Origin of the sequence: Zavarzinia aquatilis (assembly GCF_003173035.1) — a bacterium.
GTDB lineage: Bacteria > Pseudomonadota > Alphaproteobacteria > Zavarziniales > Zavarziniaceae > Zavarzinia > Zavarzinia aquatilis.
Genome location: NZ_QGLE01000013.1, coordinates 12278 through 34950 on the forward strand (window position 1 = coordinate 12278; position 22673 = coordinate 34950).

Annotated in this window: 22 protein-coding genes; 9 read left to right on the plus strand and 13 right to left on the minus strand. The window is 68.1% G+C overall.

What is annotated here, in order from left to right:
• Position 1: 1 nt before the first annotated feature.
• The 5 genes from DKG74_RS18195 to DKG74_RS18215 all read right to left on the minus strand — a co-directional run bounded on the left by DKG74_RS18195 (position 2) and on the right by DKG74_RS18215 (position 6243).
• Positions 2-1378 (minus strand): MFS transporter, encoded by a 1377-nt coding sequence (locus tag DKG74_RS18195; RefSeq protein ID WP_165837747.1) that lies wholly within the window; start codon positions 1376-1378, stop codon positions 2-4.
• A 119-nt stretch (positions 1379-1497) separates the two neighbouring features.
• Positions 1498-2757 (minus strand): SAM-dependent methyltransferase, encoded by a 1260-nt coding sequence (locus DKG74_RS18200; protein WP_109907609.1) that lies wholly within the window; start codon positions 2755-2757, stop codon positions 1498-1500.
• Positions 2754-3515 carry a DUF1365 domain-containing protein gene (locus DKG74_RS18205; protein WP_109907610.1) on the minus strand — a complete coding sequence of 254 codons (762 nt, stop codon included), beginning with the start codon at positions 3513-3515 and terminating at the stop codon, positions 2754-2756. Before DKG74_RS18205 ends, DKG74_RS18200 begins: the two co-directional genes overlap by 4 nt.
• Positions 3512-4810, minus strand: a complete 1299-nt coding sequence (locus DKG74_RS18210) for an NAD(P)/FAD-dependent oxidoreductase (protein ID WP_109907611.1) — start codon at positions 4808-4810, stop codon at positions 3512-3514. Before DKG74_RS18210 ends, DKG74_RS18205 begins: the two co-directional genes overlap by 4 nt.
• Positions 4807-6243, minus strand: a complete 1437-nt coding sequence (locus DKG74_RS18215; RefSeq protein ID WP_109907612.1) for a cryptochrome/photolyase family protein — start codon at positions 6241-6243, stop codon at positions 4807-4809. The genes DKG74_RS18210 and DKG74_RS18215 overlap by 4 nt, the downstream gene beginning before the upstream one ends.
• 153 nt (positions 6244-6396) lie before the next feature.
• Here DKG74_RS18215 and DKG74_RS18220 point away from each other — a divergent pair, with 153 nt between their 5' ends.
• Positions 6397-6819, plus strand: coding sequence for an MAPEG family protein (locus tag DKG74_RS18220; protein WP_165837748.1), 423 nt, complete (start codon positions 6397-6399; stop codon positions 6817-6819).
• A gap of 25 nt (positions 6820-6844) precedes the next feature.
• Here the strand turns inward: DKG74_RS18220 and fliP are convergent, their stop codons facing one another.
• The 3 genes from fliP to DKG74_RS18235 are packed head-to-tail and all read right to left on the minus strand — an operon-like array spanning position 6845 to position 8258.
• Entirely contained in the window at positions 6845-7597 is a 753-nt protein-coding gene (fliP, locus tag DKG74_RS18225; RefSeq protein WP_109907614.1) for a flagellar type III secretion system pore protein FliP, read from the minus strand.
• Positions 7594-7929: a flagellar biosynthetic protein FliO gene (locus tag DKG74_RS18230; protein ID WP_109907615.1), complete on the minus strand. Its 336-nt coding sequence runs from the start codon at positions 7927-7929 to the stop codon at positions 7594-7596. The genes fliP and DKG74_RS18230 overlap by 4 nt, the downstream gene beginning before the upstream one ends.
• Positions 7926-8258, minus strand: coding sequence for an EscU/YscU/HrcU family type III secretion system export apparatus switch protein (locus tag DKG74_RS18235; protein WP_109907616.1), 333 nt, complete (start codon positions 8256-8258; stop codon positions 7926-7928). Before DKG74_RS18235 ends, DKG74_RS18230 begins: the two co-directional genes overlap by 4 nt.
• 148 nt (positions 8259-8406) lie before the next feature.
• Here DKG74_RS18235 and flgB point away from each other — a divergent pair, with 148 nt between their 5' ends.
• The 8 genes from flgB to recA all read left to right on the plus strand — a co-directional run bounded on the left by flgB (position 8407) and on the right by recA (position 15471).
• Positions 8407-8832, plus strand: coding sequence for a flagellar basal body rod protein FlgB (gene flgB, locus DKG74_RS18240; RefSeq protein ID WP_165837749.1), 426 nt, complete (start codon positions 8407-8409; stop codon positions 8830-8832).
• 22 nt (positions 8833-8854) lie between these two features.
• Positions 8855-9274: a flagellar basal body rod protein FlgC gene (gene flgC, locus DKG74_RS18245; protein WP_109907618.1), complete on the plus strand. Its 420-nt coding sequence runs from the start codon at positions 8855-8857 to the stop codon at positions 9272-9274.
• A 20-nt stretch (positions 9275-9294) separates the two neighbouring features.
• Positions 9295-9633: a flagellar hook-basal body complex protein FliE gene (gene fliE, locus DKG74_RS18250; RefSeq protein WP_109907619.1), complete on the plus strand. Its 339-nt coding sequence runs from the start codon at positions 9295-9297 to the stop codon at positions 9631-9633.
• Positions 9634-9660: 27 nt separating this feature from the next.
• On the plus strand, positions 9661-10017 hold the full coding sequence (gene fliQ, locus DKG74_RS18255; RefSeq protein WP_109907620.1) for a flagellar biosynthesis protein FliQ: 357 nt from the start codon (positions 9661-9663) through the stop codon (positions 10015-10017).
• A 4-nt stretch (positions 10018-10021) separates the two neighbouring features.
• Positions 10022-10777, plus strand: a complete 756-nt coding sequence (gene fliR / locus DKG74_RS18260) for a flagellar biosynthetic protein FliR (protein WP_109907621.1) — start codon at positions 10022-10024, stop codon at positions 10775-10777.
• 10 nt (positions 10778-10787) lie between these two features.
• Positions 10788-11876 carry a flagellar biosynthesis protein FlhB gene (gene flhB / locus DKG74_RS18265; protein ID WP_109907622.1) on the plus strand — a complete coding sequence of 363 codons (1089 nt, stop codon included), beginning with the start codon at positions 10788-10790 and terminating at the stop codon, positions 11874-11876.
• Positions 11877-11885: 9 nt separating this feature from the next.
• Positions 11886-14264, plus strand: coding sequence for a hybrid sensor histidine kinase/response regulator (locus DKG74_RS18270; protein ID WP_109907623.1), 2379 nt, complete (start codon positions 11886-11888; stop codon positions 14262-14264).
• A 124-nt stretch (positions 14265-14388) separates the two neighbouring features.
• Complete coding sequence (gene recA / locus DKG74_RS18275) at positions 14389-15471, plus strand: recombinase RecA (protein WP_109907624.1); 1083 nt, start codon at positions 14389-14391, stop codon at positions 15469-15471.
• Between the two features lie 186 nt (positions 15472-15657).
• On the opposite strand, the gene DKG74_RS18280 is transcribed toward recA, so the two are convergent.
• From DKG74_RS18280 to DKG74_RS21520, 5 genes are all read right to left on the minus strand, one after another.
• Positions 15658-16089 carry a hypothetical protein gene (locus DKG74_RS18280; RefSeq protein ID WP_109907625.1) on the minus strand — a complete coding sequence of 144 codons (432 nt, stop codon included), beginning with the start codon at positions 16087-16089 and terminating at the stop codon, positions 15658-15660.
• A gap of 14 nt (positions 16090-16103) precedes the next feature.
• Positions 16104-17282 carry a vWA domain-containing protein gene (locus tag DKG74_RS18285; RefSeq protein WP_109907626.1) on the minus strand — a complete coding sequence of 393 codons (1179 nt, stop codon included), beginning with the start codon at positions 17280-17282 and terminating at the stop codon, positions 16104-16106.
• A 60-nt stretch (positions 17283-17342) separates the two neighbouring features.
• The gene (locus tag DKG74_RS18290) at positions 17343-18200 is read right to left on the minus strand and encodes an AAA family ATPase (protein WP_109907627.1); all 858 of its coding nucleotides are present in this window, start codon (positions 18198-18200) and stop codon (positions 17343-17345) included.
• A gap of 94 nt (positions 18201-18294) precedes the next feature.
• Positions 18295-21399 (minus strand): caspase family protein, encoded by a 3105-nt coding sequence (locus DKG74_RS18295; RefSeq protein ID WP_109907628.1) that lies wholly within the window; start codon positions 21397-21399, stop codon positions 18295-18297.
• On the minus strand, positions 21396-22517 hold the full coding sequence (locus DKG74_RS21520; RefSeq protein WP_165837750.1) for an SH3 domain-containing protein: 1122 nt from the start codon (positions 22515-22517) through the stop codon (positions 21396-21398). The genes DKG74_RS18295 and DKG74_RS21520 overlap by 4 nt, the downstream gene beginning before the upstream one ends.
• Positions 22518-22673 lie beyond the last annotated feature (156 nt).

Genomic DNA, 22673 nt, shown 5'->3' on the forward strand with positions numbered 1-22673 from the left:
CCTATTCCCCGCCCGAGGCGGCGAGGCGGCGAGCCAGTTTCCGCTCCATCATGGCACGCAGCTTGGCGTGGCGTTCGCGGGTGATCGGATAGTTCCAGATGATCTTGACCGACAGGAAGCGGAGCGCGGGCGGTACCACGGCGAAAAGCACGACGAGCGCCAGCAGGGCCTGGGGCGGATTGGGATTGTCGGCCGTCGCCTTGGCATCGAAACCGAACACGCCGAGCAGGGGCAGGGTGACGCCCGCAGCGACGCCGCCCGCCATCTTGGTCACCATGTTCCAGATCGCGAAATAGAGCCCGGCGCGCTGCTGGCCTGAACGGATCGAGTCGATGTCGACCACGTCGGCCTGCATGGAGGAGGCGAGGATCTGGTCGCAGCCGAGGCTCATGCCGGTGAAGATCGAGATGACGAAGAAGATCCAGAAATCGCCCGGGCCGAGGAAGGGCGTGATCAGGAAGATCGCCGCCGAGGAGATCATCGAATAGGCCCAGGTCCGGTGCTTGCCGAAGCGCTCGGCAAGACGCATCCACAAGGGTACGGCGACGATGCCGGCGACGAAATAGGTCAGCAGCAGCATGGGGCCGTGACCGGGATCGCCAAGGACGAAGCCGACATAGAAGAAGAACAGCGTGGCGACGATGGCCTGCGCCGTCGCATTCAGCATGAAGGCCGTGATCAGGCGCAGGAAGGGGCCGTTCTTGCGAATGGCGTCGACCGAGGCGCGCCAGCCATGGCCGTGGCCGGTGGCGATGACCTGCGGCTCCGGCACCTTCCAGAAAATGAGGGCGAGGGAGAGCGGCAGCACGATGATGACGAAAAGGCCGATGGCCTCCATCGTCGCAGTCTGGCCGCCGCCGCCGAACGCCTTCAGGATGGTGGGCACGCCCGCCGCCAGCACGGTGCCGACCAGCAGGAAGATTTCGCGGATGCCGGCGATGCGCGTGCGCTCGTCGAAATTGCCGGTCAACTCGGCGCCCCAGGCGACATAGGGCACGATGACCATGGTCCAGCTGGCATAGAGAATGGTCATCCACACCAGGAAATAGACCCAGTCGACCGTTTCCGGCGGCATGAAGGCGTGCCAGATGGCGATGGTCAGCAGCACGGTCCCGATCAGCAGCCAGGGCCGGCGCCGGCCCCAGCGCGTGCGCACCCGGTCGGAAATCGCGCCGAACGTGGGATCGAAGATCGCGTCGGCCAGGCGCACGGCGAACAGGATGGCACCGACTTCACCCGCCGGAATGCCTTTTTCGACCGTGTAGAAGGGCACGAGATAGAGCAGCAGCGGCACGCCGACGGCGGTCAGGGCGAGGGCGGGGAGACCATAAAGCCAGACCTGCAACGCGGGGAGGCGGGACGTCGATGAATTGACCACGCTGTTCTGCCGCCCCTGCTGCCTGGATCTCTGAACCCGTTCTGTAGCCTCGCCCCGTTTAAGGCAAGCCCAAATGAAGGTGGGGCAAAGCCTCGATCCCGATTGTGGCCGAAATCCGGTCAGGCCGGATGCAGCACGGTCTGCATCACGTCGATCGAGCCGGTGTCGAAGCCTGCCTCGCAATAGCACAGGTAATAATTCCACAATCTCCTGAACCGCTCGTCGAAGCCGAGCGGCCTGATCCGGTCCTGCGCCGCGTTGAAACGCTCGAACCACAGCCGTAGGGTGCGGGCATAGTCGGGGCCATGGGTCGTCGTCTGGCCACCGCGCAGGCCGGCCGCCTGCGCCGCCGCGCGAAAGGCGGTGGGGGACGGCAACATGCCGCCGGGGAAGACATATTTCTGGATGAAATCGACATGGCGCCGATAACGCTCGAAATAGGGCTCGGCGATGGTGATGACCTGAAGCGCGGCACGGCCGTCAGGCTTCAGCAAATCGGCCACCCGGCCGAAGAAGCGGGGCCAGTAGCGCTCGCCCACCGCCTCGAACATCTCGACCGAGGCGATTCGGTCGAAGCGACCGGGGATGTCGCGGTAATCCTGCAGGCGGATGTCGACCTTCTCGGCGAGGCCGGCCTCGAAGATGCGCCGGCGGGCGTAGTCGTGCTGTTCGCGCGAGATGGTGACGGCGGTGACCCGCGCACCGAACTGTTTCGCCGCCCGCTCGGCGAAACCGCCCCAGCCGCAGCCGATCTCGAGCACATGAAGGTCGGGACCGAGGCCGAGCTTGTGGCCGAGCAGGTCGTTCTTGGCATCCTGCGCCGCCGAAAGATCGGTGACGCCGCCATCGAACACGGCGGCGGAATAGGTCATGCCGGGGTCGAGCCAGGCGGCATAGAATTCGTTGCCGAGATCATAGTGGTGGGCGATGTTGCGCCGGCTGCCCTTGCGGCTGTTGCCGTTCATGACATGGCCGACCCGGGAAAGCGCGCGCATCCACCATTTGCCGTCCAGCACCCGCGCCATCAGGGCTTCGTTCACATTCATGACGCCAAGCAGGGCGGTCAGGTCCGGCGTGTCGAAATCGCCGTCCATATAGGCTTCGGCGAAGCCGAGGCCACCGCGCAGCAAGACCCGCCGGCCGAGGCGCTGATCGCGCAACACGATTTCCGCCGTCGGCCCCTGGGTCCGCCCGCGCAACGCGATGGTCGGGCCATCCGGCAGGGTCAGCATCACCGTGCCGTAATCGAGATGGCCGGCGAGGCGCAGCAACAGGCGCAGCCAGCGGTCGATCCCGGGCAGATGCAGCGCCGTCTCGCGTTCGACGATGCCGTGGCAGGGGCGGCCGGCGTGGCTGCCGGCGGTCGATGTCATGCTCATGGACGCAGATCCTCGGCAACGGCGGGCTTGCGGAAAAACGGCGCGCCTTTCAGCCACAGGCGCAGGGCCTGCCAGTGAATGGCCGCGACCACCTTCAGGGTCATCAGCGGATGGCCGAGCACGGCCGCCGCCAGATTGCGGTCGTCGAAGGCGCGCTCCCGCCCGGTCAGGCGGGCGGTCAGCACCGGGCCGTCGCCATCCCCGGCGTCGATGGCGACGGCGAGGGCGTCATCCGGGCGGCGCAGACGGAAGCGGTAGCGCAGGCCCATCTGCATGAAGGGCGAGACATGGAAGGTCTTCGCGGTTTCCTGCTCGATCAAGCCATTCTCCCCGTCGACGGAAAGCGCATAGGCGTGTTGTTCACCGAAGGTGTTCTTCACCTCGTAAACGATCGCCGCCGGGATCTCGCCGTCACCGATGAAATAGATGCTCAGGGGATTGAATACGAAACTCCAAAGCCGGGGAAAGCACAAAATCTCGATGCGCTGCCCGCGCGGGATGCCGATTCCCGCATTGGCGACCTGCGCTTCCACCCAGGGGCGAAGCGGGCTGCCGTCGCGGGCGCCATGGTCGCGCTCGTGGAAGGACAGGACGCCGAAACGGTTGATCGCGAACAGGCAGGACCGGCGCGCCGCCTCGTCCAGCCGGTCGATGTCGAGCAGGACCGAGAACACGCGGTAACCGAAGGCGTGGCGCAGGGGCCGGTGCCGGCCGTGGAACACCCGGCCGACGAAGAGGCGGGCCGCCGGCCCGCTCATTCCGCCGCCACCTTCGCCATCAGCCAGGACGGCGGGCAGCCGAGGCCGCTCGCTACGGCGATGCCGGCGGCGAGCCCGTCCTCGTGGAAGCCGTTGCCGGCGTAACTGCCGGCGAACCAGACGCGGTCGCGGCCCTGAAGCGATGGCAGTTCGCGCTGGGCGGCGATGGCGCCGGCATCGAACATCGGGTGGCGGTAATGGTCGGTGGCGAAGACCAGATCCTCGCGGATCGGCCGGAACGGGTTCAGCGAAACAAAGAGCGGCCGGGCGGGGTCGATGCCCTGCAACCGGTTCATCCAGTAGGTCAGGGCGACCTTGTCGCCGGCATGACCCTTGCCGGTCAGGTAATTCCAGCTGGACCAGACCGCCCGGCGGCGCGGCATCTGGCCGCTGTCCCGATGCAGCACGGCGACATTGTCGGTGTAACGGAAGGCGCCGAGGATGCGGCGCTCGGCTTCGTCCGGCCGGGCCAGCAGGGTCAGCGCCTGATCGGCATGGGTCGCCAGCACGACGGCGTCATATCGCTCCCGGCCACCGGCGGCGTCGATCACCGTCGCGCCGAAGGCGTCGCGCTCGATGGCGATCGCGGGGCAGGACAGGCGGACGGCGTCGCCGAGGTCGCGGCCGATCCGCTCGACATAGGACCGGCTGCCGCCGCGCACGGTACGCCACTGGTGGCGTTCATCGAGGCCGCGCAGCAGGGCGTGATTGGCGAAGAAGCGGATGAAACTGGCGGCCGGGAAATCCATCATGTCGGCGGCCGGGGTCGACCAGATCGCCGCGCCCATGGGCAGCAGATAGTCGCGGCGGAAGGCGTCGCCGAAACCGCCCCGCGTGAGATAAGCACCCAGCGACAGGCCGGCCAGCCGCCCGGCGGCGAGGTCGGCCGCGGCGTCGCGATTGAAACGCAGGATGTCGCGCAACATGCCGAGGAAACGGGGGCGCGCCAGATTGCGCTTCTGGGCGAAGACGGTGCGCAGGCTCTCCCCCGCCCATTCCAGCTGTCCGTCGCCGGCCGAGACCGAGAAGCTCATGTTGCTTTCGTCCGTCACGACGCCGAGGCTGGCGAAGAGCCGGGTCAGATGCGGGTAATTCACCTCGTTATAGACGATGAAGCCGGTATCGACCGGGATGGCCGCGCCGTCGTAGTCGACGACGCGGGTATGGGCATGGCCGCCCAGCCGGTCGTCCTTCTCGTAGACCGTGACACGATGGCGGTTCCGCAGCAGCCAGGCGGCGGAAAGGCCAGAGATACCGGTGCCGACGACGGCGATGCGCTGGATGCCTTGCGTCATGCGGCATTCTCCTGTTTCAGGCTGGCGAGGGCGGCGAGCGCGCGTTGGCGGGCCGCGTCGTGGTCGACGATGGGGGCGGGATAGTCGCGGCCGAGGACCACGCCATGGCGCGCCGCCCTGTCGGGGTCGGCGGCCGGGGCGTGAATCAGCTCGTCGGGCAGGCGCGCCAGCTCGGGCACGAAGCGGCGGATGTAGGCGCCCGCGGGATCGAACTTCCGGCTCTGCAGGGTCGGATTGAAGATGCGGAAGAAGGGCGCGGCGTCGGCACCGCAGCCGGCGACCCATTGCCAGCTCGCCGCGTTGCTGGCGACATCGTGATCGACCAGCGTGTCGGCGAACCAGGCGAGGCCCTCGGTCCAGGGCAGCAGCAGATCCTTGATCAGGAAGGAGGCGGCGACCATGCGCACCCGGTTGTGCATCCAGCCGGTCTGCCACAGCTCGCGCATCCCGGCATCGACGATGGGATAGCCGGTCAGGCCGCGCTGCCAGGCGCGCAGGGCCGTGTCGTCGCGCAGCGTGGGGAAGCGGGCGAATTCGGGGCGCAGGGGCCGGCGCGGCATCTCCGGCTCGGCCGCCAGCAGATGATAGGAGAACTCCCGCCAGCCCAGTTCGGACAGGAAACGCTCGACACCCGTCGAGCGGGCCGGATCGCGGGCGAGGGCGTGATGGGCGGCGTGCCAGACCTGCCCCGGGCTGATCTCGCCGAAGGCAAGATGGGGCGACAGGCGCGAGGTCGCCTGCAGATCGGGCCGGTCGCGCCGTGCCCCGTAATCGCGCAGATCGTGGCGGATGAAGGCGGCGAGGCGGGCACGGGCGCCTGCCTCGCCCGGTTGCCAGCAGGGGGCGAAGCCCCGCGCCCAGTCGGGCGCGGTCGGCAGCAGGCACCAGTCGTCGAGCTTGTCGCCCGCGACAGGCGTCGAAGGGGCGGGCAGGGCTTCAGGCGCGGGCAAGGGCCAGGCCGGCGGGGGCGCGGCCCGGCAGGCGCGCCAGAATGGGGTGAAGACGCGAAAACGCTGGCCGGTGCCGGTGCGGATGCCGCCCGGCTCGAACAGCAGGCCGCCGTCGCTGGTGATGACCTCAATCCCCGCCTGGCGCAGGCGGCGGGCCAGGGCCTCGTCGCTGGCGGCGACCGCGGGGTCGGGGCTGCGGTTGAAGGCGATGGCTTCCGCCCCGGTTTCGGCGATCAGGCCGGCGATCACCTCCGTCGCCGGTCCACGCCGCAGGACGAGGCGGTTGCCGAGGGCGGCGATATCCCGGTGAAGGCCGGCGAGACTGTGGTGCAGCCACCAGCGCGCCGCGCCGCCCATGGTTTCATCGAGGATGTGCAGCGGGATGACCGGCCGGCCGCTGCTCGCCGCGCTGGCCACGGCCTGCTGGTCCGACAGGCGCAGGTCGCGGCGGAACCACAGGATCATCGGGCGGCGGTCGGTCATGAGCGTTCCGGGGTCAGGTCTCTGAGGATGCTATACGCAACCCCGGCGGTATCGGATCTGCCCCCTTGCGAAAGTTGCCGGGCCATGGCGGACTGCGAGCCGACAATGATGCCGGCGGCCGGCCCGCCACCCCGCAGGGAGGATGAATTCGCAATGCCCGACGCACTGGTTGCCCCGCTGGCGGCGCTGCCGCACTGGACCCTGCTCTATGCCGGGCTGAACGGCCTGCTGTCCTTCGCCCTCGCCTTCCGGGTCGGTCTGCAGCGCATGAAATCCAATGTGATTTTCGGCGACGGCGGCGATTCCGCCCTGCAGCGGGCGATCCGGGCCCATGGCAACAATGTCGAATATGTGCCGCTTACCCTCGTCCTCATCGGACTTCTCGAGCTTTCGGGCCAGCCGGGCTGGGCGATCCACGTTCTCGGCGCGGCGCTGTTCGCCGGGCGGGCGCTGCACGGCATCGGCCTGTCGATCTCGGCCGAGGGCACGCCGCCCCGGCTTTACGGCATTCTGCTGACCTGGGGCGCGCTGGTCGTCTCCGCCGTCTGGTGCGTCGTCGCCGCGCTGACCCTGTGATCCGGCGCGGAGAGGGACATCGCGCTCAGGTGCCGTAGCTCTGGATCAGGCTGGCGACGACGAGGCTCCAGCCATCGACGAGGACGAAGAAGATCAGCTTGAAGGGCAGGGAGATGACCACCGGCGGCAGCATCATCATGCCCATGCCCATCAGCACCGAGGCGATCACCATGTCGATGACGAGAAAGGGCACGAACAGCAGGAAGCCGATCTCGAAGGCCCGGCGCAGTTCGGAAATCATGAAGGCCGGCACCAGCGTGGTCAGCGGCACCGCGTCCGGCGTCGCTGGCGCCGGGGCCTCGGACAGGTTGACGAAGAGCGCCAGATCCTGTTCCCGCGTGTGTTTCAGCATGAAGGCGCGGAAGGGCGCCGCCGTCGCGTCGAAGGCGGCGCGCTCGTCGAGCTGGCCCTCGATATAGGGGTTGATGCCGTCGCGCCATGCCTTGTCGAAGGTCGGCGCCATGATGAAGGCGGTCAGGAACAGGGCGAGGCCGATCAGGATGGTGTTGGGCGGCGTCGTCTGCGCGCCGATCGCGCTGCGCAACAGGGACAGGACGACGACCAGCCGCCCGAACGACGTGACGACGACGAGCAGCGACGGCGCGAGGCTGAGCACGGTGACGAGGACGACGACCTGAACGAGGCTCGAGGTCATGCCACCTTCGCCGCCGAGGTCGAGCGACAGGCTCTGCGCCAGCGCCGCCCCGCTGCCGAGCAGCAGCAGAAGGCCGGCGCCGCAGGCGGGGGCGAGGGTTTTCAGCGTCAGGCGGCCGGTCATGGCGACTCCGCGGGCGGGGAAGACTCGGGGGGCGGGGAAGATTCAGGGGGCGGGGAAGAAACGGGCGCCGCCGATGCTGGCGCCGACGCCGGCCGGCGGTCCAGCGCGATATCGCCGCCGGGGCCGAGCAGCACGAGATGTTCCGTCTCGTCCTGACGCAGGAGGACGAGGCGGCGGCGCGGGTCGAGGCTCAGGGTTTCGACGACGGCGAGGCGCCTGCCCGCCCGTTTCGGTACCCGGTCGCCCAGCCGGCGCAGCACGGCGCCGAAGGCGATGATCAGCAGGATGACGAGACCGAGGGCGAAACCCGCGCGCAAGAGGTCGAGCGTCATCGCGGGAAGCCGCCCAGCGGCTGGTCCGGGCCGGGCTGCATCGCCCGCGCCTCGCGCATCCGGTTGTTGGCCATATAGACATGGGCGAGGATTTCGGCGACCGCGGCGAAGGCTTCGAGCGGGATCGTTTCGTCGAGGTCGATGGTTTCCAGAATCTCGACCAGATCGGCATCCTCGCGCAGCTTCACGCCATGGGCGAGGGCGAGGGCGACGATCCGCTCGGCAAGCTCGCCCTGACCGCGCGCGACGACACGCGGCGCGGTATCGAGGCCCCGCTCGTAGGAGAGCGCCACGGCCTTCTGCCGGCGCGTCGGTCTGTCGTCACTCATCGGCCCGTGCTTTCCATGGTCCGGTCCATTCTGCACCGACAGGGTTAACGAGGTCTTGGCCCCGGGGGAAGCCCGATCGTTTACCCGCCGTTAAGGAGACGGTGCCAGCATGTCAGCATCGCCATGTCTGGCAAGGGCCGCAATCGCCATGGATCTCGACCGCATTCCCCTGATCGGTATGCTGGTGCGCCGGATGGATTTCCTCGGCGCCCGCCAGCGCGTGATCGCGCAGAATGTGGCCAATGCCGACACCCCGGGCTACAAGCCGCGCGAATTGTCCGAGGATGCCTTCGCCCGCGAAGTCTCGCGGGAGCTGGGCCGCGGTGGCGCGGCGCCGGTCGCGGTCGCGACGACGACGGCGGGCCACATGCAGGGCACCCGCGTCGCCGACGGCAGCCAGGCACGCTCCGAACGCTCCGGCACTTACGAATCCACGCCCTCGGGCAATGCGGTCGTCATCGAGGACGAGATGACCCGCCTCGCCGAGACCCAGATGGATTACGACACGATCACCGGCATCTATCGCAAGCAGGTCGCGATGATCAAGACCGCCCTGCGTGGGCCGTCGGCCTGACGCCGGCGTTAAGGAGACAGAGATGTCCGTCGACGACCTGACCCGGACCATGATGATTTCCGCCGCCGGCATGAGGGCGCAGAGCGTCCGAATGCGGGTGATCGCGGAAAACATGGCCAATGCCGAGACCGTGGGCATGAAGCCGGGTGACGAGCCCTACCGCCGCAAGGTCGTCACCTTCGCCAGCGAACTCGACAAGGCGACGGGCGCGGCAGAGGTGAAGGTGAAAGCCGTCACCGAAGACCAGTCGCCCTTCGGCAGCCGCTTCGACCCCGGCCATCCGGCGGCCGATGGCGATGGCTATGTGAAGACGCCGAATGTGAACACGCTGGTCGAGGTCAGCGACATGCGCCAGGCCCAACGCACCTATGAAGCCAATCTGAACGTCATTGATTCGGCCCGCGGCATGTTGATGCGCACCATCGACCTGCTGCGTTCCTGAGCCCGGGTTAAGGAGCCGACATGGACCCCATCGCGAACCGCGCCCTCGGCGCCTATACCGATGCCCTGCGCCGCGGCGCGGGCTCGGCCCCTGGCGGTGAAGCCCTTGGCCGGACGGCGGCCCTGCCGGGCGGCGACGATGCCAATTCCTTCGGCGCCGTGCTTGGCCGCGCCATGGACGACGCGGTCGCGACCTCGGTCAAGGCCGACCAGACCTCGCTGGCGGCGGCGGCCGGCAAGGCCAATGTCACCGACGTGGTGACCGCGCTGACCAATGCGGAAGTCACCTTGCAGGCGGTGGTTGCGGTCCGCGACAAGGTCGTGTCAGCCTATCAGGAAATCATGCGTATGCCGATCTGACCGGGATCGGCGGTCGGAGGCTGAAACTTGACGGCTGGCGAAGCCCTGGATGTCGCGCGCGAGGCGCTGCTGACCATCATGCTCGTCTCGGCGCCGGTCATGGTGGTGGCGCTTGTCGTCGGCCTGACCATCTCGCTGTTCCAGGCCCTGACCCAGATTCAGGAGGCGACGCTCAGCTTCGTCCCCAAGATCATCGCGATCTTCGCCGTTCTTCTGCTCGCGCTGCCCTTCATGGGCTCGCAGATGAGCACCTTCACCCAGCAGATCATGTCGCGCATCGCCGACGGTAACGCGCAGGTGCCGGTTAGCGCCGCCCCGGGCAACGCGCCGGCTGGCGCCGTCCCCGGCACGGCGCCCCCGGCCGCGCCCGCCGGCGGCGGCTGACGCCATGCTGGACCAGCTTCTGCCCGGCGGCGTCTTCGCCCTGGCGCTGGTCTTCGCCCGGATCGGCACCATGGTCATGGTCCTGCCGGTCTTTGGCGAACAATATGTCCAGGCCCGCATCCGCCTTGCCCTCGCGCTGTTCCTGACCGTGATCATCCTGCCCCGGGCGGGCACGTTGCCGCCGCTGCCGGCCCAGCCCGCGCTGCTGCTGCCGCTGATCGGGGGCGAGGTCTTGGTCGGCCTCGCCATTGCCGGCATCGCCCGGCTGGCGGTTTCCGCGCTGCATATCGCGGGCACCATCATCGCCGTGCAGTCGGGCCTCGCCGCCGCCCAGAACGTCGATCCGACGCAAGGCACCCAGTCGGCGGTCGCCTCCAATTTCCTGGTCATGACCGGGACGACGCTGATCGTCGTCGCCGATCTGCATCACCTGCTGATCGGTGCCCTCGTCGAGAGCTATCGCCTGTTCCCGGTCGCCGCCGCGCCGCCCGTTGGCGATTTCGCCCGGCTGGCCACCGGGGTGATCGCCGATACCTTCACCCTCGCCATGCAGATGTCGGCGCCTTTCCTTGCCTTCGGTGTCGTGTTCAACGTGCTGCTCGGCCTGATGAACCGGTTGATGCCGGTGATGCAGGTTTTCTTCATCGCCATGCCGTTGCAGATCCCGCTCGCCTTCCTGCTGCTTTCCCTCACCATGGGCTTCACCCTGACCCTGTTCGCCGACCGGTTCGTCGACGCGCTCGGCCCGCTGATCCGCTAGGAGGGGGGCGATGGCCGAAGACCAGGACGAGAGTTCCAAAACAGAAGAACCCTCCGCGAAACGCATCGCGGATGCCGAGAAGCGCGGCGACGTCCTGAAGAGCAACGAGGTCGGCCACTGGTTCGGCCTTGCCGCCGGCCTCGGCGCCATCGTCATCATCGCCACCGTCTCGGGGCCCGACATGGGGCGGCGCCTCGCCGGCTTCCTCGATCACGGCTGGGCGATCTCGCTCGACGAGCGGACCGGCGTCGACATCCTGATCGAGGTCGGGCAGGACCTGCTGCTCGGCCTCGGCCTGCCGCTGCTGCTGCTCGTGGCGGCGGCGATCGCCGGCCACGCCCTGCAGCACAAGATCATCTTCAGCGGCGAGAAGATGAAACCCGACCTGTCGAAACTGTCGCCGATGAAGGGCCTGACCCGCATCTTCTCGCGCCAGGGGCTGGTCGAATTCGTCAAGGGCATCGCCAAGATCGTCGCCGTCGGCACCGGGGCGGTGATCGGCGCGGCACCGACCTTCAACGCGATGATCGCGCTGCCTTCGCGCGAATTCGACGATATCGCGCTGCTCACGCTGCAGGCGGTGATCCGCCTGTTTGGCGGCGCGCTGGTGGTGCTGACCGTGATCGCCGGCGCCGACTTCATGTTCCAGCGTTTCGAGCGCCTGCGCCGCCTGCGCATGACCAAGCAGGAGGTGAAGGACGAGCACAAGCAGACCGAGGGCGACCCCCAGATCAAGGCGCGCCAGCGCCAGATGGCCCGCTCGCGCATCCGGCGGCGCATGATGGCGGCGGTGCCGACGGCCGACGTGGTCGTCACCAACCCGACCCATTTCGCCGTCGCCCTGAAATACGACGCCGAGAAGATGGGCGCCCCCGTCGTCGTCGCCAAGGGCGCCGACTCGCTCGCCGCGCGGATCAGGGCGGTGGCCGACGAGGCGGGCGTGCCCCTGGTCGAGAACCCGCCGCTCGCCCGCGCGCTCTACGCCACGGTTGAAATCGACGAGGAAGTCCCGCCCGATCACTACAAGGCGGTGGCGGAAGTGATCGGTTTCGTGCTGCGGCGTCGCGGGGGCCTTCCAAAGCGGCCCGCAGTCCCGTAATCAATAGCCATGGACCAGGTCGACGCCGACAAGCTGAGGGAAGCCCCGCCGCGCGAGAAGCGGTCGATCCTGCCTTTTCTGCGGGGCATCCTGGCCGGCGCGGGCGGTGCCCTGATCGGCGTCGGCATCGCGACGGGCGACGTGCTCTATGGTGTGACCGGCATCGTCGCGGTCGCCATTCCGATGACCGCCATCACCGTCAGCAACCATCTGGCCGAGCGCCGCCGCCGCCAGTCGGTGGAAGCCATGATCGAGGAGATCGGCCCCGCCATGGAGCTGTCCTCGGTGGCGCGGGCGGTCACCGGGCCGGGCGGCCTCCTGTTGCAGCACAATCAGCCCTGGCATCGCCTGGGACTTCCGGTCGAGACCGTGCCCGAGGCCTGGGCCGCGGCGGTCGAGGGCGGACACGCCCGCCAGTTCACCCTGCCCGGCAGCGGCCGCCAGGTCGAGGTGTCGGGCCGCGCTCTCGGCCCCCGGGCCAGCTATCTGTTGCTCACCGTGCGCGAGGTGGGAATGCCGCCCCGGGTCGATCCCGGCATCTTCGAACATGCCGACCTCGGCTGGTTCGAGATGGATCAGGACGGCTGCATCACCGCGTTGAACGCGACCCTCGCGACCTGGCTCGGCCGCACGGTCGAGGAAATCGGCGAGGGCCGCCTGTCGATCTTCGAGGCGTTCCGCCCAGCGGAATATCCCGATGCCGGGGACGGCCGCTTCCGCGCCGACCTCCTGCCGCTGGAAGAGCCGCCGTTTCCGGTCGAGGTCGTGCTGCAGACCGATCCGCGCGGCGGCAATTCGCGCGGCGGCCTCGTCATCGACCTGCGCGAGATTGTCCGCTCGGTCGAGGCGCTGGCGGAATCGGCCGAGCGTTTCGGCCGTTTCATCGACGATGCGCCAGTCGGCATCGCCGCCCTCGCCGCCGATGGCACGGTCGAGGAAGCCAATCCGGTCTTCGCCGAGCTGGCCGCCGGCGCGCCCGATCCGGAACTCGTCCTCGGCAAGGACCTGCACAAGCTGATCGACCTGCCGGCCGAGGACCCGCGGCCGAGCATCGACTTCGCCCAGGTTCTGGCCGGGGCGGAAGGCGCGAGCGCCGAGCTGCGCTTCAAGGCGCGGCCGGCCATGACCATGCGCCTGTTCGCGACCAGAGCCAGCCGCTTGCAGGGCTCGCAGGAGCAGCCGACCCGTATCGTCTACATGCTCGACGTCAGCGCCCAGAAGGCGCTGGAGGAGCAATTCGTCCAGTCGCAGAAGATGCAGGCCGTAGGTCAGCTCGCTGGCGGCATCGCCCATGATTTCAACAATCTGCTGACCGCGATCATCGGTTTCTGCGACCTGCTGCTGACCCGCCACGGGCCGGAGGACGAGTCCTTCCCCGACGTCATGCAGATCAAGCAGAACGCCAACCGGGCGGCCAACCTCGTGCGGCAGCTGCTGGCCTTCTCGCGCCGGCAGACCCTGCGGCCCAAGGTCATCGACATCCGCGATACGCTGAACGACCTCTCGACCCTGCTGCGCCGGCTGATCGGCGCCAACATCAGGCTCGATCTCGACCACGCCCCCGATCTCGGGCCGGTGCGCGTCGATCCCAGCCAGTTCGATCAGGTGATCATCAATCTCGTCGTCAACGCCCGCGATGCCATGCGCGAGGGCGGCCATATCCAGATCCGCACCCGCAACCTGTCGCGTCGCGCCCTGGGCAAATTTCCCTCGCTCGAGCTGCCGCCGGGCGATTATGTGCTGATCGAGGTGCAGGACGACGGTCACGGCATTCCCCGCGACGTCCTGCCGAAGATTTTCGAGCCCTTCTTCACGACGAAGGAAGTGGGGGCGGGTACCGGCCTCGGCCTCTCCACCGTCTATGGCATCGTGAAGCAGACCGGCGGCTCCATCGTCGTCGAGAGCGAGACGGGGCAGGGCACCACCTTCCGCATCGCCCTGCCGCGCCATGTCGCCGGCAGCGATCCGGAGGAACAGGTGGTCGAGGCACCGGAGAAGCCGGAGGCTGCGGCCCCCGGCAACGAGACCATCCTCATCGTCGAGGACGAGGACGCGGTGCGCAATTTCGCCGTGCGCGCCCTCAAGCGCCAGGGTTACCGCGTGCTCGAGGCACCGACGGGCGAGGAGGCGCTGGAGCTGATCAATGGCGGCACCGAGCGAATCGACCTCCTCGTCTCCGACGTCGTCATGCCGTCGATGGACGGGCCGTCGCTGGCCCGCGCGGCGCGCGACCGGCTGCCGGGGCTGAAGGTGATCCTGATCTCGGGCTATGCCGAGGAACAGTTCCGCAAGAGCCTCGACCCCGGCCTCGATTTCACCTTCCTCGCCAAGCCTTTCAGCCTGAAACAGCTTGGCTCCCTCGTGCGCGAGGTGCTGGATCGCGGCTGATGGCGGGGCTGACGCGCGGGGCAGGGCAATGAGAACAAAACGGGATTGCGCGCGAGAACAAATGAGGTACAGTGGCGGCAGGGTTGAATCCCGCCCGGGGCTTTGAAATAAGGAGTTCCACCTCATGTCGTCGCCAGCGTTGCGCCTCGTCGGATCGGAAAACATGGACAAGCAGAAGGCCCTCGAAGCCGCCCTCGGTCAGATCGAACGCGCGTTCGGCAAGGGCTCGGTGATGAAGCTCGGCGCCCGCGAAAGCGCGGTGGAGGCGGAGGCGGTCTCGACCGGCTCGCTCGGCCTCGACATCGCGCTCGGCATCGGCGGCCTGCCCCGTGGCCGCATCATCGAGATTTACGGGCCGGAATCCTCGGGCAAGACGACGCTGGCGCTTCAGGTGGTGGCCAATGCCCAGCGCAAGGGCGGCATCTGCGCCTTTGTCGACGCGGAACACGCGCTCGATCCGATCTATGCCCGCAAGCTCGGCGTCGACGTCGACGAATTGCTGATCTCCCAGCCCGACACCGGCGAACAGGCGCTTGAGATCGCGGACACGCTGGTGCGCTCCGGCGCGGTCGAGGTGCTGGTGATCGACTCGGTCGCCGCGCTCACGCCCCGGGCCGAACTCGAAGGCGAGATGGGCGATTCCCATGTCGGCCTGCAGGCCCGCCTGATGTCCCAGGCCCTGCGCAAGCTCACCGGCTCGATTTCCAAGTCGAACTGCATGGTCATCTTCATCAACCAGATCCGTCAGAAGATCGGCGTGATGTTCGGCAGCCCGGAGACGACGACGGGCGGCAACGCGCTGAAATTCTATGCCTCGGTCCGTCTCGACATCCGCCGCATCGGCGCGATCAAGGACAAGGAAGAGGTGGTCGGCAACCAGACCAAGGTGAAGGTGGTCAAGAACAAGCTGGCGCCGCCGTTCAAGGAAGCCCTGTTCGACATCATGTATGGCGCCGGCACCTCCAAGGTGGGCGAGTTGATCGACCTCGGCATCAAGGCCGGCATCGTCGACAAGTCCGGCTCCTGGTTCTCTTATGACAGCCAGCGCATCGGCCAGGGCCGTGAGAACGCCAAGACCTTCCTCGAGACCCACGCCGAACTCGCCGACGAGATCGAGCGCAAGATCAGGGCCAATGCCGGCATCGTCTCCGCCGCCATGACCGGCGCGCCCGAGGCCGACGCCGAAGGCTCGCCCGACGACGCATAAGCGTCGTCCCGGCGCCCTGCGCAGAAGGGCGCCTCACGCGGAACAAGATGCCGGCCTGCGCCGGCATGACGATGGGAAACGATCTGTCCCGTTATCCGCGTCGCGCCGGCGCAGGCCGGGATCTTGGGCAGGATGGGGCCTACTCCCCCGGGTCAAGGGTGACGCCGGGGGCGGGGAGGCCGAGGCTCAGCCCCGGCGCAGGATGAGGGCGAGGCCCGAGGGCTTGTCGATCAGATGGATTTCCTTGCCGAGGAAGCGGATCGCCTGCTTCTCCGGGTCCAGATCGTTTTCCTTGCCCTTCTGGTCGATGCATTTGCTGGGGATGACGTAATCGTCGGCCCAGGTCCAGGAGCAATTGGTCGTCGACGGGCCGGCCACCGCCTGCAGCCGGTGGCCGGTGAAGCTGAGCGAGAAGCCCTGGCCCATGCCGGTCAGGTCGGCTTCCATCTTCTGCAGGGCTTCGGGCGGCATCTGGCCGCTGGCCTTGGCGGCGGCGACCGTCGCCGCGACGTCGAGACGCCACAGGCCCTCGACCTTGCCATCCGCGAAGGCCGACAGGGGGGCCGACACAGTGGCCGCGGCCAGGGCGGCGGCAAACAACAGCTGACTGAACTTCATGATCTCTCCCGCTCTCAGCGGTTCAATTCGCGCGCGGCGGCGTCGAGTCCGCTCAGGGTGAGCGGGAACATACGCCCTTCCATCAATTGCCGCATCACGCCGATCGACGAGGTGTGATCCCAGTGCTTCTGCGGGATGGGGTTGAGCCAGATCGCGTGCGGATAGACGTCGAGGGTGCGGCGCATCCAGGCCTCGCCCGATTCCTCGTTCCAATGCTCGACCGAGCCGCCGGGATAGGTGATTTCATAGGGGCTCATCGAGGCGTCGCCGACGAAGATCACCTTGTAGTCATGGGCATAGGTGTGCAGCACCTGCCACGTCGGGATCGTGTCGTTGTGGCGGCGCTTGTTGTCCTTCCACACTTTCTCGTACAGGCAGTTGTGGAAGTAGAAATATTCGAGATGCTTGAATTCGCTGCGCGCGGCCGAAAAAAGCTCCTCGCACATCTTGATGTAACTGTCCATCGAGCCGCCGATGTCGAAGAAGATCAGGATCTTCACCTTGTTGCGGCGCTCCGGGCGCATCTTCAGGTCCAGCCAGCCGGCGTTATTGGCGGTCGAGCGGATGGTGTTCGGCATGTCCAGCTCGACTTCCGCGCCCTCGCGGGCGAATTTCCGCAAGCGGCGCAGCGCGACCTTGATGTTGCGGGTGCCGAGTTCGAGCTGGTCGTCCAGATTCTGGAATTCGCGCTTGTCCCAGACCTTCACCGCGCGCTTGTTGCGGCTCTCCTTCTGGCCGATGCGGACGCCTTCCGGGTTATAGCCATAGGCGCCGAAGGGCGAGGTGCCGGCGGTGCCGATCCATTTGTTGCCGCCCTGGTGGCGCTCCTTCTGCTCCTCGAGCCGCTTCTTCAGCGTCTCCATCAGCTTGTCGAAACCGCCGAGGGATTCGATCAGCGCCTTTTCCTCGTCGGTCAGCGTCTTCTCGGCCAGTTTCTTCAGCCATTCCTCGGGGATTTCGGCGGTCGCCCCTTCGGCGACGCTTTCCAGCCCCTTGAACACGGTGCCGAAGACCCGGTCGAACTTGTCGAGGTTGCGCTCGTCCTTAACGAGCGTCGCGCGCGACAGATAATAGAAATCGTCGACCGAATAGGACGCGACCCCGGCCTTCAACGCTTCGAGAAGGGTGAGATATTCCTTCAGCGTGACCGGGATCTTGGCGTTCTTCAGTTCGTAGAAGAAGTTGATGAACATCGTTTCACCCGTCTTCCAGGGATTGCCGCCCCGGCGCGCGGCCGGGGGGCGAGCCGGTGACTATTGCGGCGGCTGGCGGTCGGCGCGGCGGGCGAGGAAGGCCAGACGCTCGAACAGATGGACATCCTGCTCGTTCTTGAGGAGGGCGCCATGCATGGGCGGGATCAGCTTCTTGGGATCGCGCTCGCGCAGCTGCTCGGGCGTGAAGCTCTCGGACATCAGCAGCTTCAGCCAGTCGAGGAGTTCCGAGGTCGACGGCTTCTTCTTGAGGCCGGGCACTTCGCGGATGTCATAGAAGATGGTCAGGGCTTCGCGCACCAGATCGTGCTGGATGCCCGGGTAATGCACGTCGACGATCTGGCGCATCGTGTCCGGATCGGGGAACTTGATGTAGTGGAAGAAGCAGCGGCGCAGGAAGGCGTCCGGCAACTCCTTCTCGTTGTTCGAGGTGATGATGACGATCGGCCGCTCCGCCGCCTTGATGGTCTCCCGCGTCTCGTAGACGTAGAATTCCATGCGGTCGAGTTCCTGCAGCAGATCGTTCGGGAATTCGATGTCGGCCTTGTCGATCTCGTCGATCAGCAGGATGGGCGCCGGGCTGGCCGAGAAGGCTTCCCACAGCTTGCCCTTGACGATGTAGTTGCCGATGTCATGCACCCGGTCGTCGCCCAGCTGGCTGTCGCGCAGGCGGCTGACCGCGTCATATTCATAGAGGCCCTGCTGCGCCTTGGTGGTCGACTTGATGTGCCACTGGATCAGGTCGCGGCCGAGGGCTTCGGCGACCTCCTGGGCGAGGACGGTCTTGCCCGTGCCCGGTTCGCCCTTGATCAGCAGGGGGCGTTTCAGGGTGATGGCCGCGTTGACCGCCACTTTGAGATCGTCGGTGGCGACGTAGGACTCGGTACCGGTGAACTTCATTGCGGGCGCACCCTCGTGCCTGTTTTAAAGGTCTGTTCCAACGAAACTAGGCAAGGGCGCGGCCGCGATCAAGCCGCATGGATTTGACGTCGCGTCAGCCGCCCTTTCCGATCCGGGTCAGCGGGAAGACATCGGAGCCGGTGAAGAACCAGCGCGGACTCTGCCGGTGTCCCTCGCGGATGCGCTGGGCGATTTCGGGCACGGTCTTGCGGGCGAATTCGCCGATTTCGAAGACGTCGACCACCTGATCGCGGTTGCCCCGCACCTCCGTATCGGCAAGGCCGCGCAGGCCGTCGATCAGCGCGCCGGTGAAGACGCCGTGACCGTTCACGCCGTCCAGTGCCTCCTCCTTCGAGGCGGCACCGGCCAGGATGAAGCGGCCCGAGGCACGCACCAGCTGGCCCGCCACCGTGTCGTTCGCGCTCTGGCGGAACACCGCGTCCTCGACCGCGAGCAGGCCGGCGAAACAGGTGTCGAGCACGACGGCGGCACGCCAGGCCCGCAACCGGCCGAGGGCTTCGATGATCTCGTCCTGATTGATGCCCTGGGTCTGGATCGCTTCGCGCGACTTGGTCGCGATGTCACTCGGCAGGAAGTAATAGCGCCCCTCGATCGGCACGCCGTGTCCGGCGAGGAAGATCACCGCGGTATCGTCCGGGCCCGCCTCCGCCGCCAGCCGGTCGAGGGCGGCGAGGATGGCGGCCCGGCTGGCCTGTTCGTCGGTCAGCAGGGTCAGGCGGGTCGACGGCCCGTCGAGCGCCTGTGCGATGCCGGTGGCATCCGCCGCGGCGTTGACGAGGGGCGGGATTTCCGGCGTCTGGAAGCGGTCGACGCCGATGGCGACGACGAAAATCTTGCCGCCCGCGACCGGCGGATCGCCAACGGCGGCCGGTTCCGGGGCAGGCGCGACCGGCGCGACCGGCGCGACCGCGACGGGGCTGGTGGGCGCAGGGGCGGTAGCGATCGGCGCCGGCGGCGGCGGCGCGGCGGCGACAGGGGCCGGGCGCTCGACCACGATGGCCAGCACCGGCTGCTTGTCCCGATCGACCTCGATCTCGCCCGCCGCGTTGAAGGCCGAAAGGCGGATTTCCGCCGTCCCCTGGCCAAGCTCGACCATGCGCTCGCCGGTCTGCTCGCCCTGTTTGCTGATGCTGCTGGCGGCGCCGCCCTGAACCACCGCGCCGTTCAGGCGGACGACGACTCGGCCGATGCCGCCGCCCTGATCGACCGCGCGGTATTTCAGGCGAATGCGGTCGGTCGCGAGGCGCAGGGGCGCACCGTCGGCGGCCGGCGGCCGGCAGGTCTGCGCCGCGCCGTCGCCGATCTCGCAGATTTCGGCGATGCTCAGGGCAGGGGGCAGGCCGCGGTCGACCACGGCGACGACGCCGCCGATCTTCGCGGCGGCGGCGGCGATATCGCCTTCGCCGCTGCGCCGCAGTTTGGCGACCACGAGATCGCGGCGGTAGAACAGCGAATAGACCTGGTCGATGGAAATCCAGTCCGCGCCCTTCGGCTTGCCGCCGTCGAGCGTGTTGACGACATAGCCGAACAGTTTCTCCCCGCCCGGGCCGTGGTCGAAGAAGCCCTCGACGGTGGAGACCAGCCAGCGCCGGCCATCGGCATGGGGAAAGAAGCTGAGGGCCTGGCGGCCCGTTTCCAGATCGAACCAGCGGATCGAGCCATCGCCGAGGCCGGCGACGACCCAGCCCGCCTGTTCGGCGAGGGCAACGGCCCAGACCGGCGAGGGCAGGTCGCTCTTCCACAGCAGCCGGCCGCCTTCATAAGCCTTCAGGCCGAAGTCGGTGCCGAGGACGAGGCGCTTCGCCGTCGCGCTCAAGGCGGCGCTGCGCGCTATCTCGTTCGCTTCGAGGGCAAGGGGCTTGCCATCCATGGTCGGCGCCGTGCCATTCCGCCAGCCCGCGAGATGGGCGAGATTGGCCGGCGCCCGCACCGGCCCGGCGTCGGCGGGCTGGTAATCGCCGGAGACGAGGTCGTAGACGAAGGGAAGGGCGCCGCCGCGGCCAAGGCCAAAGCGCACCCGCGCGCCATCGGCCGAGACCTGGAAACTGCCGTCCACCTGATCGCGGAAATCCGCCGTCGCCCGCTCGCGCGTCAGGATCGGGGCGCCGTCGGCGCCGATCAGCCCCCAGGCCGGATCGGCGGCGGCCCAGGCGACGATCCCGCCGGGCAGGGGGGCAAGGCCGAGCACCGTGTCGAAGCCGGCGGGAATGTCGCTGGCGGTGCCATCGCCGAGGCGCCAGCGGCGGAGGAATTTCCGGCCCGAGGCATCGCCATAGGTTCCGGCCGCCGTCAGGGCATCGCCGCCATCGCTCCAGGCGACCACGGACAGGTGCCCGCCGCGTCCGCCGCCGCCGTCGAGGAACCGGCCGGATTTCAGGTCCCGCCCGCCGAGCAGGGCGATCCGGTCACCGTCGAGGAAGCTGACGGCGAGGGTCGCGCCATCGGGCGAGAAGGCGACATCGAAGGGCGTCAGCCCGCCAGGAGCCCGATAGGTCGCCTGACGTTTCATGTCCGGGCCGTAAAGCCGGACCATGCCATCGAGCGAGGCGGCGGCCAGCCGGCCGTCGGCGGCGAAGGCGATACGGGTGATGGCGTCGCCGTAATCGGCGTCGATCACCTGCGCCGTGCGCGCCTTCATGTCGACGACGCGCAGGCCCCGCCGGTCGTTGGTCGCGACCGCCAGCCATTTGGCATCGGGCGAGAAGGCGAGGTCGTTGATCGTGTCGGCGATGGGCTGGTCGAGCGAGATGCGGCCGGCCCAGCTGCGCTTGTCGACATTGTAGACATAGAGGCTGGCGGTGCCGTCGGCGGCGAAGCCGGTGCTGCCCCCGACCGCGATGAAGGCACCGGAGGGGGAGGCGGCGATGGCGTGCAGGGCGCCTTCGGGCCCGGCGGCGACTGGCACGCGCAAGGTCGCGTTCAGGCGGCCATCGGCGGCATTCCACAGGCGGATGGTCTTGTCGTCGGAAACCGTGGCGATCTGGCCGCCCTTGACCGGGGTCAGGGCATTGATGGCGGCGCCATGCATCCCGGTCTCGACCACGGGCTGAGGCACGGCGGTCAGACCCGTGCCCGCCTTCGGCGCCTGGGCGGAAGCGGGTACGCAGAACAGGCCGACGGCCGCGGCGAAGATCGCCGCGGCCGTCCGGACCCCAAAACCCGGCGAACGCAGGGTCATGCCGGCGTTCTATGCCCCGTGCCGGGCGCCATCGTGATCGGCTGGTCCAGCTCGAAGGTCGCGCTGCTCAGGACCGAGCGGGATTCCGAGACATCGTCCGCGAGGGCGCGCTGCTTGATCTGGTTGGTTTCGGCCAGCTGGACGACGCCGCCCGCGCTCTGCGGCGGGGGCGCCGACACCTGGGGCTCCGCCCGCGAAGCGACGGCCGTGGTCTCGCCCCGGTATTTGTCGGCGGTGACGAGCAGGCTGGCAGAGACGAAGCCCGGCGTGCCGTCGGCGAGGCGCACGCGCATCCATTGGCCCGAGGTGCCGGAAACCACCCGCGCCTCGACCACCTCGCCCGCCTTCAGGCCGCCGATCTGCCGGCTCGACGTGCTCGGCAGCTCGCGGACACGGGTGGACTTCGAGGCGACGCGACTCAGCACCGGGCCGGACACCTGATAGCTGGCCGCACTCGGCGCCGGGGGCGTGGTGCGGCCGTCGAAATGGGAAATCTCGGTCGCGGCGTAGGTGTATTGCTCGCCGCGCTCGTTCATCTTGCCGCCGACTTCCTCGGCGTATTGCACTTCCCACTCGAATTTCTTCTTCACGTCGGCGAGTTTCGCCCGGGCGTCGTCGGCGCTCAGGCGGCCGGCGCGGTAATCGGCGCGGATGCGGTCGGCCTCGGCGGTGCGGCAGGCGCGCACGGCACGAAACGCCGTCGTCGTGCGGTCGATCTGCTGGTTCTCGGTATAGAGATCCTTGTAAACGCCGCCGACGAGTTGCGTCGGGTTGCTGTTCGCTTCCGACTTGGCGCTGTAGTAGCCCGCAGCCGCCCCCGCGACGCCGCCAACCGCCGCCCCCGCCAGCGTGCTTTCGAGATCGCCGCCCGAGACGAGGGCGCCGGTCAGGGCACCGAGCGCGGCGCCGCCGACGGCACCGACCACCATCGCCTGGGTGAAATAATCGCCGATCGAGGTCAACTGGCCACGCGGGCCGGTGCAGGGATCGTCCGAGGCGATCTGGCCGCCGGGGGCCGAGGCATCGGGCGTGCAGGCGCCAAGGCCGGGCGCGACCGCGAGGCCGATGATCAGGCTCGCCACCAGCGGGCGTTTCAGAAAGGCGATGGGCGCCGCCATGATGTTCATTCCCCCCAAGGATCAGTCGACCGACAATCTAATCCAGCCGGGACGATTTTGCACGGCAAGGCCATGTGATCCCGGTCACGCCCGGCAGCTTTTGCCGCCTCCGATCCGGCGCGCGCCGCTGAAAGCCGCGGAAATACTGGCCTCCGT